The organism is Rahnella bruchi (assembly GCF_003614975.1).
Classification (GTDB): Bacteria; Pseudomonadota; Gammaproteobacteria; order Enterobacterales; family Enterobacteriaceae; genus Rahnella; species Rahnella bruchi.
Map to the genome: position 1 here is coordinate 16,964 of NZ_QZWI01000013.1, position 12,873 is coordinate 29,836.

17 protein-coding genes are annotated in these 12,873 nt (G+C 51.3%); 12 read left to right on the forward strand and 5 right to left on the reverse strand.

Annotated features, from left to right (window positions below; all coding sequences use genetic code 11):
- Positions 1-2 precede the first annotated feature (2 nt).
- From D5398_RS18900 to D5398_RS18955, 12 genes are all read left to right on the forward strand, one after another.
- Positions 3-911 (forward strand): baseplate assembly protein, encoded by a 909-nt coding sequence (locus D5398_RS18900; protein ID WP_120509011.1) that lies wholly within the window; start codon positions 3-5, stop codon positions 909-911.
- Positions 904-1,431 (forward strand): phage tail protein I, encoded by a 528-nt coding sequence (locus D5398_RS18905; RefSeq protein ID WP_120509012.1) that lies wholly within the window; start codon positions 904-906, stop codon positions 1,429-1,431. Before D5398_RS18900 ends, D5398_RS18905 begins: the two co-directional genes overlap by 8 nt.
- Before the next feature lie 11 nt (positions 1,432-1,442).
- Positions 1,443-2,972, forward strand: a complete 1,530-nt coding sequence (locus D5398_RS18910) for a phage tail-collar fiber domain-containing protein (RefSeq protein WP_120509013.1) — start codon at positions 1,443-1,445, stop codon at positions 2,970-2,972.
- Entirely contained in the window at positions 2,972-3,403 is a 432-nt protein-coding gene (locus tag D5398_RS18915; RefSeq protein WP_120509014.1) for a tail fiber assembly protein, read from the forward strand. The genes D5398_RS18910 and D5398_RS18915 overlap by 1 nt, the downstream gene beginning before the upstream one ends.
- A 139-nt stretch (positions 3,404-3,542) precedes the next feature.
- A complete protein-coding gene (locus tag D5398_RS18920) occupies positions 3,543-4,712 on the forward strand; it encodes a phage tail sheath protein (RefSeq protein WP_120509015.1) in 1,170 nt (389 codons plus the stop codon).
- A gap of 14 nt (positions 4,713-4,726) precedes the next feature.
- Positions 4,727-5,236 carry a phage major tail tube protein gene (locus D5398_RS18925; RefSeq protein ID WP_013574045.1) on the forward strand — a complete coding sequence of 170 codons (510 nt, stop codon included), beginning with the start codon at positions 4,727-4,729 and terminating at the stop codon, positions 5,234-5,236.
- A 58-nt stretch (positions 5,237-5,294) separates the two neighbouring features.
- Positions 5,295-5,582 (forward strand): phage tail assembly protein, encoded by a 288-nt coding sequence (locus tag D5398_RS18930; protein ID WP_120509016.1) that lies wholly within the window; start codon positions 5,295-5,297, stop codon positions 5,580-5,582.
- Positions 5,583-5,602: 20 nt separating this feature from the next.
- Positions 5,603-5,737, forward strand: a complete 135-nt coding sequence (locus tag D5398_RS18935) for a GpE family phage tail protein (protein ID WP_013574043.1) — start codon at positions 5,603-5,605, stop codon at positions 5,735-5,737.
- Positions 5,730-7,361 carry a phage tail tape measure protein gene (locus D5398_RS18940; protein WP_120509017.1) on the forward strand — a complete coding sequence of 544 codons (1,632 nt, stop codon included), beginning with the start codon at positions 5,730-5,732 and terminating at the stop codon, positions 7,359-7,361. Before D5398_RS18935 ends, D5398_RS18940 begins: the two co-directional genes overlap by 8 nt.
- On the forward strand, positions 7,358-7,828 hold the full coding sequence (locus D5398_RS18945; protein ID WP_120509018.1) for a phage tail protein: 471 nt from the start codon (positions 7,358-7,360) through the stop codon (positions 7,826-7,828). Before D5398_RS18940 ends, D5398_RS18945 begins: the two co-directional genes overlap by 4 nt.
- Positions 7,829-7,830: 2 nt before the next feature.
- On the forward strand, positions 7,831-8,931 hold the full coding sequence (locus tag D5398_RS18950) for a contractile injection system protein, VgrG/Pvc8 family (RefSeq protein ID WP_120509019.1): 1,101 nt from the start codon (positions 7,831-7,833) through the stop codon (positions 8,929-8,931).
- Between the two features lie 65 nt (positions 8,932-8,996).
- Positions 8,997-9,176: an ogr/Delta-like zinc finger family protein gene (locus D5398_RS18955; RefSeq protein WP_120509020.1), complete on the forward strand. Its 180-nt coding sequence runs from the start codon at positions 8,997-8,999 to the stop codon at positions 9,174-9,176.
- Positions 9,177-9,267: 91 nt separating this feature from the next.
- Here the strand turns inward: D5398_RS18955 and rplS are convergent, their stop codons facing one another.
- The 5 genes from rplS to ffh form a co-directional block, all read right to left on the reverse strand.
- On the reverse strand, positions 9,268-9,615 hold the full coding sequence (gene rplS, locus D5398_RS18960) for a 50S ribosomal protein L19 (RefSeq protein ID WP_095923499.1): 348 nt from the start codon (positions 9,613-9,615) through the stop codon (positions 9,268-9,270).
- Between the two features lie 48 nt (positions 9,616-9,663).
- Entirely contained in the window at positions 9,664-10,437 is a 774-nt protein-coding gene (trmD, locus tag D5398_RS18965) for a tRNA (guanosine(37)-N1)-methyltransferase TrmD (RefSeq protein ID WP_013574037.1), read from the reverse strand.
- Between the two features lie 67 nt (positions 10,438-10,504).
- Complete coding sequence (gene rimM / locus D5398_RS18970) at positions 10,505-11,053, reverse strand: ribosome maturation factor RimM (RefSeq protein ID WP_013574036.1); 549 nt, start codon at positions 11,051-11,053, stop codon at positions 10,505-10,507.
- An 18-nt stretch (positions 11,054-11,071) separates the two neighbouring features.
- On the reverse strand, positions 11,072-11,320 hold the full coding sequence (gene rpsP, locus D5398_RS18975) for a 30S ribosomal protein S16 (protein WP_120134264.1): 249 nt from the start codon (positions 11,318-11,320) through the stop codon (positions 11,072-11,074).
- A gap of 178 nt (positions 11,321-11,498) precedes the next feature.
- Positions 11,499-12,860 (reverse strand): signal recognition particle protein, encoded by a 1,362-nt coding sequence (gene ffh / locus D5398_RS18980; RefSeq protein ID WP_112286849.1) that lies wholly within the window; start codon positions 12,858-12,860, stop codon positions 11,499-11,501.
- Positions 12,861-12,873 lie beyond the last annotated feature (13 nt).

A 12,873-nucleotide genomic window follows, 5' to 3' on the forward strand; every position in this document is an offset into this window, starting at 1 on the left:
TTATGGCAACAATCGACTTGAGCCAGTTACCGGCCCCCGATGTGGTCGAACAACTGGATTATGAAACCCTGCTTCAAGAACGTAAAACGACGCTGATTTCGCTCTATCCTGCCGACCAGCAAGAGGCGGTCAGCAGGACTCTGACGCTGGAATCCGAACCGCTGGTCAAACTGTTGCAGGAGAACGCTTACCGCGAACTGATCCTGCGCCAGCGCGTTAACGAATCTGCCCGCGCTGTGATGGTGGCCTATGCGACGGGCAGTGATTTGGATCAGCTGGCGGCGAACAATGGCGTACAACGTCTGGTGCTGACGCCAGCGGATAACACCAAAGTACCGCCAGTCCCAGCAGTCATGGAAAGCGACGCTGACTTTCGCACGCGTATTCCGCAGGCCTTTGAAGGAATGAGCGTCGCTGGCCCTTCCGGTTCGTACGAATTCCACGGCCTTTCCGCCGATGGACGGGTAGCAGATATTTCGGTTATCAGCCCGTCTCCCGCGAATGTCACCATTTCTGTGCTGTCACGTGAGGCTAATGGCATCGCTCCTGAAGATTTATTAACCAAAGTCCGTATCGCGCTGAACGACGAAAATGTCCGGCCCGTTGCCGACCGGGTTCTGATTCAGTCGGCCAGTGTGGTGCCGTATGAAATTGATGCCACGCTATATCTGTATCCGGGGCCAGAGTCTGAACCCATCACCCTGGCTGCTGAAGAAAAGCTGAAATCTTACATCAGCGATCAGCACCGCCTCGGGCGTGATATCCGGCTTTCCGCAATCTATGCCGCATTGCACGTTGAAGGTGTCCAGCGAGTGGAACTTGCTAAACCGGCCGCCGATATTGTGCTCGACAGCACGCAAGCCTCTTACTGCACTAATTACGTAATTACCGTCGGAGGCTCCGATGAGTAACAGGTTGCTGCCCAGCGGTTCATCCTCACTGGAACTGGCAGCCGCAGAAGCCTGCGCTGAACTGGCGCGTGTGGATGTTCCGCTGAAAACGTTATGGAATCCGCAAACCTGCCCGGCCAAATTTTTGCCTTATCTGGCATGGGCACTTTCTGTTGATCGCTGGGACAGCGAATGGCCAACGGCAACAAAACGCAGCGTGATTCAGTCTGCCTGGTTCATCCATCAGCATAAAGGAACCATCAGCGCCATCAAACGCGTGGTCGAGCCTCTCGGGTATGTCATTAACGTCACCGAATGGTGGGAAACTAATGACCCGCCAGGCACATTCAAACTCGATATCGGCGTTCTCGATTCCGGAATTGATGAAGCCATGTACGAAGAAATGGAGCGCCTGATTGATGATGCGAAACCCGCCAGCCGTCATCTGATCGGACTAACGATTACTCAGGATATTCCCGGCACCGTCTATCTGGCGGCGGCAATGTATGACGCAGAAATACTCACTGTTTATCCGGACTGATAAGGGATCTTATGAGCAAATTTAAATCCGTCGTCACCACTCTCGGGCAGGCGCGTATTGCGTCAGCCATCGAAAGCGGAAAAGACGTCAATATCACCCAACTTGCCGTCGGAGACGGTAATGGCAGCGCAACTGAACCTGCTGTGGGTCAGACGACACTGGTCAATGAAACCTACCGTCTGAAGCTAAACTCTCTCAAAATCGACAACAAAAATGCCAACTGGATCATTGCCGAAGCCATTATCCCGGCAGAAGTCGGCGGTTTCTGGATGCGTGAAATGGGGCTATTTTCCGCAGAAGGCGAACTGATTGCCGTCAGTAACATGGCCGACAGCTACAAACCCACGCTTGAGGAAGGTTCCGGCAGGACACAAACACTGCGCATGGTATTAACCGTCACAGATACAGATGCGGTCAGCCTGACCATTGATGACACCCTGATTATTGCGACCGAAGAATACGTTAACAATCTGCTGGCAGAACACGAAGCCTCACGACGTCACCCCGACGGTACGCTGACCGCGAAAGGTTTCGTTCAGCTGAGCAGCGCGGTGGACAGCAACAGTGAAATTTTGGCGGCAACTCCGAAAGCGCTAAAAACGTCTTACGACCTGGCAAAATCTGCGAATGATAATGCTAACGGGCGCTTAGCCTCAGGCGGAACTGCTGTTGCAGCAACTAAGCTGGCGACAGCAAGGAAAATTGCGGGAGTAGCGTTTGATGGGACGGCGGATATCTCGCTGAATGCATCTAACATTGGACTCGGAAATGTAGGCAATTATCAGTCAGTCCAGGCTGGCGGTGGATTAAATTACATAAATAACCACAAGATTTATATTGACTGGGGTAAAGGCGATAAACTTTATGCGACCGTGGACAATGTCAATCAAGGTGTTATTTATACGGGGAGCAACCCTCCGACCTCAGAGGAAGTTGGTGCCTATCCGTCTACTGGAGGAAATGTATCCGGTTATGTAAGTGCACAATTCTTAGGTGTAAATGGAGCACCGAATCCAGGTTTAAGGCAAGGCACATATATTGGCTGGAATGAAAGTAACGGGCAGGGAGAATCAAATTTTGTAAATAATAAGGGCGATGGTTATGGAGGTTTTAACTTTCGCATAGTAAATACAAATAACTCGGTACAAACAGGTCAAGTTGTCATCTCTGGTAACGGTAATCTTAACACATCAGGAACACTGAGTGAGGCAGGGCAACGGGTTTATAGCCCTAACAACCCACCACCATCAGGTGTTACTCGAACCGGAAATTATTCCGCTTATTACTCGCATTCAAACGGTCAGGTGTTCTTGCAGTCTATAGGTGGCATTAACTCTAATTCTAGTACTAATCCAGATGTGACTATTACTCTGCCTGCGACTTTCCCAACGGGAATAATTGCAATCAGTGGATCCTATACTGGTACCGGTGGCAAGGACTCTAGCAGTTGGTGGACAGCTACACCTGTGGGGAATAATCAAATCAAGCTTCATACAACCAATTGCAGTGGAACTTGGGCATTCATAGTGGCGGGGTATTAATGATTAGCAATTATTATTTCAGTTCTAAAAATTGCGGATTTTATCCCTCATCTTTAAAGTCAGCCTATGAAGCATCCCCTGAAGGCTGGCCAGATGATGGTATTCCTGTAAGTGATGACGATTATTACGCTCTTTTTGCCGGACAAAAAAAAGGGCAAATAATAACAAAGGACAGTGAAGGACGTCCGTCGCTATCCGCACCTCAAGCTTTAACCCGGGAACAATTTATTCTTATAGCGCAGGATATACTTGCTACTAAATTAGCATTTGCTGCAAATGCAATTTTTCCGATGCAAGACTCCGTCGATCTTAATATTGCATCAGAATCGGAGCGGCTGCTTCTCAAAGCCTGGAAAACCTACCGTGTCGCTCTGAACCGGTTGGATATTTCAACAGCCCCAGACATCCCCTGGCCCGAAATTCCGGCCTGATTTCAGCCCCTTCGGGGGCTTTTTTATTATCTGATTTCCCCCGCTGTTGTGCCACCGCCCCCACGCCCCTGATGAAATGCGCTTTCTGTTGCGAACCGGCATCCTTGCTTCACCACCCACAACAGAGAGAGTCAACCTGATGGCTGATTATCATCACGGCGTACGTGTTGTCGAAATCAACGACGGCACCCGCGTTATTTCTACCGTTTCCACAGCAATTATCGGCATGGTTTGTACCGCAGAAAATGCGGATGCGACCGTTTTCCCTTTGAATACTCCGGTTCTGGTCACCGACGTTCTGGCCGCCAGCGGTAAAGCCGGCACCAGCGGCACGTTGCGCGCTGCGCTCCTGGCGATTGCTGACCAGTGTAAACCGGTCACGGTCGTGGTACGCGTTGCCACCGGCGAAGATGAGGCCGAAACCACCAGCAATATCATTGGTGGCTCTGATGCTAATGGCCGTTACACCGGCATGAAAGCGCTGCTTTCTGCGCAGGCTGAGCTTGGTGTAAAACCCCGCATTCTCGGTGTTCCTGGCCTGGATAATCAGGCGGTCGCAACCGCGCTGGCAGGCGTTTGCCAGCAACTGCGTGCCTTTGGTTATGTCAGCGTATATGGCGCCAAAACCATTTCCGATGCGATTAAATATCGCGACAACTTCAGCCAGCGCGAACTGATGCTGATCTGGCCGGACTTTGTAAACTGGAATACCACCACCAGCCAGTCTGATATCGCTTACGCGACAGCCCGCGCTCTGGGCTTACGCGCCAAAATCGACCAGGACACCGGCTGGCATAAAACGCTGTCAAACGTCGGCGTTAACGGTGTGACAGGTCTTTCTGCCAGCGTCTTCTGGGATTTGCAGGCGACCGGCACTGACGCCGATCTGCTGAACGAAGCCTGTGTCACCACCCTGGTACGTAAAGACGGATTCCGTTTCTGGGGTAACCGCACCTGCAGCGATGACACGCTGTTCCTGTTTGAGAACTACACCCGTACCGCGCAGGTTCTGGCAGACACCATGGCCGAAGCGCATATGTGGGCGGTCGATAAGCCGATGACCCCGACGCTGGTTCGCGACATGATCGATGGCATCAAAGCCAAAATGCGAGAAATGAAATCAGCGGGTTACATCATTGATGGCGACTGCTGGTACGACGAAACCGCGAATACGGCGGAAACCCTGAAAGCCGGCAAACTGTATATCGATTACGACTACACGCCAGTTCCTCCACTGGAAGATCTGACCCTGCGCCAGCGTATCACCGACTCTTATCTGGTGAACTTTGCCGCGTCCATTAACAGCTAAGGAGACAATGACTCATGGCACTTCCTAAGAAATTGAAATACCTGAACCTGTTTAATGACGGGAACAGCTACCTCGGACTGGTCTCTTCGCTGACTCTGCCGAAACTCACCCGCAAACTGCAAAACTACCGTGGCGGCGGCATGAGCGGTTCGGTGGCGGTGGACTTCGGTCTGGATGACGATGCACTGACGCTGGAATGGTCCATCGGCGGTCTGGATGAGTTGGTTCTGCAGCAATGGGGCAGCACGTCGGATATCCCGCTACGTTTTGCCGGTTCGCTTCAACGTGATGATACGGGCGATGTCTCTGCCGTCGAAGTGATGATGCGCGGCCGTCACAAAGAGTTTGATTTCGGCGAATACAAACAGGGTGAAGACACTGAAACCAAAGTCACCACCCAGTGCACGTACTTCAAACTGACTATTGATGGCAAAGAACTGATTGAGATCGACACCGTCAACATGGTCGAGGTCGTCAACGGTGTTGATCGTCTGGCAGAGCATCGTACCGCGCTAGGTCTGTAATTCCCCCCAAAGCCGGCAGCCCTTGCCGGCTTCACTCCCGACTTAAACAGGAAAGCACATGAATACGACTGACATCAACGATAACACCGTGTCTCTCGACGTTCCGCTCAAACGCGGCGATACGGAAATAACAGAAATTCAGGTGACAAAACCGACCGCCGGTAGCCTGCGCGGTATTGGTCTTGCGGCACTCGCGAACGCAGATGTGGACGCGCTGATCACCATTTTGCCGCGCATCACCTATCCGAACCTGACTAAAGAAGAGTGCTCACGCCTGGAGCTGCCGGATCTGATTGCGCTCGCAGGCAAGGTGATTGGTTTTTTATCGCCGAAACCGGTGGTGTAAGGATTGCACCCCGCCTCACCGTGGATGACCTGATGGCAGATATCGCGGTGATATTTCACTGGCCGCCGTCCGAGATGGACGGCATGTCACTCACCGATCTGCTGAACTGGCGACATAAGGCACTGCAACGCAGCGGAGTAAAAACAGATGAGTAATCTCGAACAATTACCCGATACTCTCGAAAAAATTAATCAGGATCTGGCCGCCTTCAGAGCCGAAACAGACAGGGTCAGGAAAAACCTGCTGGAGCTGCCCGGTAAGACTTTCTTCAGCGTCGTTTCAGAAGACATCACTGACGTTTCCCATCAGTTTGAAACGTCGCTTTTCGCTCCCGATAGCGAGACTGAAACACAGGCATTTTCCGGCCTGAAAAAAGCGGTGTCGAGCCAGTCGGCAGAAAAGCTGGGTCAGCAACGCCCGCAACAAATGGAACAAAGAGGGCTTGAGATCGGACAACAGGTTAAAAATCGCGAACTGAAAATCGGTCAGTTAAAAAATATCAGCTCGTCTGCCCTGTCCTTTGCACAACCGAAACTGGCGCTGGCGCAAAACTTTCTTAAACCGGGTGCCGAACTGGAAGCCGGACTGGCAGATGTGCAGTCGGTTCTCGGACTGAAAAATGACGATCCGCACGTTGCGGCTTTACGTAAGCAAAGTCTATCGATGGCCGCTTCCGGCCATTCACCTGCGGACGTTGTCGCCAAACAGCAGGCACTCGCGAAAACCGGAATGAATGCCGAGCAGGTTCTGGCGCAGACACCGGCGGCACTGAATGGCGCCACGCCCACAGCCCAAATGGCGGTGACTGTTAAAGGCGACAACCTTGACGGCGATATCACGAAACTTTTTGCCACCTGGAACACTATCCGTATCAATCTTTTCGACGGACAAAGCGCCGCCCTGCGAGAGCTCACGCAAACAGCCACCAGCTGGCTGGGCACCATCAACACCTGGATCACTGATAATCCGGTGCTGGTAAATTCCCTGCTCGGTCTGGCATTAGGTATCACGGGAATTATCGGTGGGATCGGCATGCTCGGCATGACCATTGCGCCGGTTCTGGGCGGCATCAATATGCTGATGGCGGGAGCAGGTCTGCTGGGAACGATTTTTACCGGCACCGGCGGCGTTATCGCCACCGCTTTTGCCGCCATCGGACTTCCGTTACTGCCCGTCATCGCACTGTTAGCCGGGATCGGTATTGCTGTTGTGCAACTTTGGGAGCCGATCAGCGCTTTTGTCGGCGGTGTCATTGAAGGATTTTCCTCAGTCGTCGGGCCGGTAGGTGACGCCTTCGCGCCTTTCAGAACCGCACTGGGCTGGATAACGGATTTATTTGAACCTATTCAATTCACACAAAGTACCCTGAGCGGTTTCACCGATATCGGCAAACAAGTCGGCGAAGTAATCGGCGAGATTCTTGCCTCCCTGAACAGAGCGGTTTCTCAAATCGGTGAAGTCTTCAGCTGGGCTAAGAAAGGATGGGATTCACTTTTTGGCGGCGACGATTCAGCTGAACGCCAGGATATTCCTGTTCCACCGGTTGAGAGTATTTCTCCTACAGGCGGCACGCTGAGCCTGTATCAGCCTGCGAAAACCTCTGTAGCGAACAACCTTACGGATAACCGCGCAACGTCCGTGAACTTAAGCTTTACCGCAACGCCGGAAACGGATCATAACCAGATCAGAACCTGGATTGAAGATTCGTTAAACCAGCAGAAATGGAACAATACCAACAATCTTCTCAGCCAGTACGACAACGGAGGGATTTACTCATGATGATGTCGCTGGGTTTATTCGTGTTCAAATTGAGCACGCTGCCCTATCAGAGCACGTCCCGTCAGGTGAATTATGGCTGGGGCACTAATACCCGGTTTGGACAGCGCCCGGTTTCGCAATTTCTCGGGTTGGGTGAAGAGACCATGACCCTTAAAGGGCAACTGTTGCCTGAAGTTACCGGTGGAATTCGCTATCTGCAGGCGCTGCAAAGCATGGCCGATTCCGGGCGTGCATGGCCGCTGATTGAAGGCAGCGGCACGATTTATGGCATGTTTATCATCAAAAATATTGCCAATGACAATGCTGAGTTTAATTCCAGCGGTCAGGCGCGAAGTATCAATTTTACGCTCAATCTTACTCGCGTCGATGAGTCGCAGGCTGCCATGTTCGGCGACCTGCTGACGCAAGCTGAAGGTTTGTATAACAAAGCAAGTTCAACCATCAGCAATTTCGCGAGCGGAGTCTGATCATGCTTACTGACCTTCAGTTACCCGGTGGCGCTCGCATCGCGCCCGTATTCACCCTGGCGATAAAAAATAAGGTGCTGGAAGAAAACATCTCGGATCGGATCATCAGTTTATCCGTCACGGATAACAGCGGTTTTACCGCAGACACATTAAATTTAACTTTCGACGACAGCGACGGGCAACTGCAAATGCCGGTTCGCGGCGCCATTTTGCATCTGCATTTGGGATGGTCGCAACAGGCGCTTTATGACTGCGGCTATTTCACTGTAGATACGGTGGTTTATGCAGGTTCGCCGGACACTATCGCGGTCACTGCTCGCAGCGCAGATTTTCGCAGTTCGTTTACGACGAAACTCAGCCAGTCTTATGACGATTACACGCTTGGTGCAATTGTCAGAATCATTTCCAGCCGCAATAAATTAGATTTGCCGGTTATCCCCCAGGAGCTGGATAGTATTGTTATCCCGCATATCGACCAGACCAGCGAAACGGACAGCTACTTTCTCACCCGACTGGCGCAAAGCTATGGCGCCCAGGTGACTGTCAAAAACGGTTCAATCTTGTTTTTTAAAGCGGGCACCGGCCGCACCGCATCCGGGCAGGCTATCCCATGGAAAACACTCGTGCGCAGTGATGGCGATAATCACAACTATCAGATGATAGACAAAAAGGCCTATGACGGCGTGAAAGCGCAATGGCATGACCTTAAAACCGCGACCACCAGCAATGTTGCGCTTAAACGCTCGCCCGCAGAAGGCAAACAAGCTCAGCCTCCCAGCTATATAGCGGGAGCCGGGACCAATCCCTTTGAGCTGAGCAAAATATTTCCTGATGAAGAGACTGCACGGCGTGCGGCGGATTCCGTTTTTACTCAGATTCAGAAAGATGCTGCCTCTTTCAGTATCCGCCTGGCACTGGGGCGCGCAGATCTCAGCGCACAGGCACCGGTGAATGTGCAAGGCTTCAAAGACGTGATCGACAGTCAGCGCTGGGTGATTGATTCTTTGCTGCATGAAATTAATCAGAAAGGTTTTATTACCACATTGAACCTGAAGCCCTACATCGCAGATATCACTTACCTGTCTTCAATATCACAATCATAACTTGCTTTTGCAAGTTATGAGTTTCATAATAACCTCATCGCTTACCTGTCATGCCGGAGGTTTTTATGATGCATTGCCCGCTTTGTGGAAAGGTCGCCCATACACGTTCAAGCCGTTATCTGAGTGAATCAACGAAAGAACGCTATCATCAGTGTCAGAATATTGAGTGCAGCTGCACGTTTGCCACGCACGAGTCTGTCGCCCGGGTTATCTCAAAACCGGGGTCGCAGCCTGCCGCGGCGTAATCATTTTATCGCCACTGAGACAAAAAAAGGGGTTAGCCGATGGCTAACCCCTTGTTCTATATTAACTAGTAGATGTCGCGTTAGCGATACCTTAGCCCAGACGTTCTTTGATACGTGCAGACTTACCAGTACGCTCACGCAGGTAGTACAGTTTAGCTTTACGAACGGCACCACGACGTTTAACAGTAATGCTGTCGATTACTGGGGAGTGAGTCTGGAATACACGCTCAACACCTTCGCCGTTAGAAATTTTGCGAACAGTGAATGCAGAGTGCAGACCGCGGTTACGAATAGCGATAACCACGCCCTCGAATGCCTGCAGACGCTTTTTAGAACCTTCAACGACCCATACCTTAATTTCCAGGGAATCACCTGGACGGAATGCAGGTACGTCTTGCTTCATCTGCTCTTGTTCGATTTGTTTAATGATATTGCTCATAATATGTCTCTTACCCTAGGTAAACTGATATATCGGGACGGCCTCGCGTTACGCTTTGGCGTTCCCTTCATAGTTTTGTTGACTGAGCCGATGTTCCTTTTGGAACTCTCTCAGCAACACCTCTTGCTCGTCAGTCAGAGCTAGGTTTTCCAGAAGTTCAGGTCTTCTAAGCCAGGTTCGACCCAGCGACTGTTTCAGGCGCCAGCGACGTATATCAGCGTGGTTTCCCGACAGTAAAACCGGCGGTACCTCCATGCCTTCCAACACTTCAGGGCGGGTATAGTGGGGGCAATCCAACAATCCGTCAGCGAAAGAATCTTCTTCTGCTGAAGCCTGACGACCCAGAACACCCGGTATAAAGCGGGATACTGAATCAATCAGAGTCATTGCGGGCAACTCTCCACCGCTGAGAACATAATCGCCAATTGACCATTCTTCATCAATTTCGGTTTTGATTATGCGCTCATCAATCCCTTCATAACGGCCACAAACCAGAATGATCTTCTGATGAGCCGCCAGTTCGCAAACACCGGTTTGATCCAGTTTGCGACCCTGAGGTGAAAGATAAATCACTTTCACACCTTCGCCTGCCGCTGCTTTTGCTGCATGAATCGCTTCCCGCAAGGGTTGCACCATCATCAGCATTCCGGGACCACCGCCATAAGGGCGCTCATCCACGGTACGATGTCGATCGTATGCGAAGTCACGAGGACTCCAGCAATTTACGCTCAACAGGCCATTCTTAACTGCCCGGCCAGTTACCCCGTAATCCGTAATTGCGCGGAACATTTCAGGAAACAGGCTAATTATACCAATCCACATAGCCTACCCCTTCCAAATGTTTGACCGCTCAACCAGACCTTGTTTACGTGAATAAACACTACGGAGGTCAAAAACCAGGATCCCAATCTACTTCAACAGTGCGAGTAGCGAGATCGACTTTCTTGATAACCTGCCCATCGAGGAACGGAATCAACCGCTCCTTGAGTCCGAAGGCATCTTTCAGGTTGGCTTTAACTACCATCACATCGTTAGAACCGGTTTCCATCATATCGATGATTTTGCCCAGTTCGTAACCGGAAGTTGTCACTACCTGGCAACCAAAAAGGTCTTTCCAGTAGTAGTCACCGTCTTCCAGTGGAGGCAGTTGCTTTGAATCGACGACAATTTCGCAATTAGTCAGAAGATTCGCAGCATCCCGGTCATCAACGCCTTTGACTTTGATGATCAGGTCCTGAGTGTGGCGTTTCCAGCCTTCCAGCTCGACAACTTGCCACTTACCTGCACGCTGGATAAACCAGGGCTGGTAGTCGAAGATGCTTTCAGCGTCTTCGGTGGATGAAAACACTCTGAGCCAACCACGAATGCCGTATGTTGAACCCATTTTGCCGAGTACTAACGGCTCAGCGGGTACCACTGGATTGGATTGCTTGCTCATTGCCACCACCGCGACAGATTAAGCTGCTTTCTTAGCGTCTTTGATCAGCGCAGAAACGCGATCAGAAACGGTTGCACCCAGATCTACCCAATGGGCAACACGATCCAGGTCCAGACGCAGACCTTCAGCCTGGCCAGAAGCCAATGGGTTGAAGAAACCTACGCGTTCGATGAAACGACCGTCACGAGCGTTGCGGCTGTCGGTCACTACTACTTGATAAAACGGACGCTTTTTTGCGCCGCCACGTGCTAAACGAATTGTTACCATAACATCCTCTTTAGTTAATAAAACAACCAGACCCCATCGGGGAACGGGGTCTGGTTGCAATATAAAAAGCCCGAAAATTTTACTCATTTTGGCGCAAAAAGCAATCTAAAGCGTAGATAGCTTAGCCCGCAATTTGCATGAGCCGCCTATGTGGCTGATATATAGACAGTGATGTCGATTAACGGCCCGGAAAACCTGGTGGCATCATACCTTTCATGCCACGCATCATTTTCGCCATGCCGCCATTCTTCATTTTCTTCATCATGCGCTGCATATCGTCGAACTGCTTAAGTAAGCGGTTGACGTCCTGCACCTGCATGCCGGAACCCACCGCGATGCGGCGTTTACGGGAACCTTTAATAATTTCTGGCTTGGCGCGTTCTTTATGCGTCATCGAGTTGATGATCGCTTCCATCCGCACCAGCACTTTGTCATCCATCTGGGATTTGACGTTATCCGGCAACTGACCGACACCCGGCAGTTTACTCATCATACTCGCCATACCGCCCATATTACGCATTTGCTTGAGCTGCTCGAGGAAATCGGTCAGGTCGAAGCCGTCGCCTTTCTTGAGTTTGCTGGCCAACTTCTCGGCCTGTGCACGGTCAACTTTGCTCTCAATGTCTTCGATAAGAGAGAGAACGTCGCCCATACCCAGAATACGCGAAGCGATACGATCCGGATGGAACGGCTCCAGAGCATCGGTTTTTTCACCCATACCCAGGAATTTAATCGGTTTGCCGGTGATGTGGCGAATCGACAGTGCAGCACCGCCACGGGCGTCACCGTCGACTTTGGTCAGGATAACACCGGTCAGCGGCAGCGCTTCGTTAAACGCTTTGGCGGTATTCGCAGCATCCTGACCGGTCATGGCATCGACCACAAACAGGGTTTCAACCGGATTAATCGCGGCATGAACCTGTTTGATTTCGTCCATCATCGCTTCGTCGACGTGTAAACGGCCAGCGGTATCGACAATCAGAACGTCGTAGAATTTCAGTTTGGCCTGTTGCAGGGCGCGGGTAACGATATCAACCGGCTTTTCCTGCGCGTCAGACGCGAAGAAATCCACTTCTACTTGCTGCGCCAGGGTTTCCAGCTGTTTGATCGCCGCAGGGCGATAAACGTCGGCAGACACCACCAGCACTTTTTTCTTTTTCTTCTCTTTCAGGAATTTCGCCAGTTTACCGACGCTGGTCGTTTTACCGGCACCTTGTAAACCCGCCATCAGAACCACAGCCGGAGGCTGCGCCGCTAAATTAAGCTCGGTGTTAGCCTCGCCCATCGCAGTTTCCAGTTCCTTCTGGACAATTTTGACGAATTCCTGACCTGGTGTAAGGCTCTTATTGACCTCAACGCCAACAGCGCTCTCTTTCACCCGGTTAATGAAATCACGAACGACAGGAAGCGCTACGTCCGCTTCCAGTAACGCCATACGCACTTCACGTAATGTTTCTTTAATATTTTCTTCGGTCAGCCGCCCGCGGCCGCTGATATTGCGCAGTGTGCGCGACAATCGATCGCTTAAATTCTCAAACATCGTCTCATGCTCA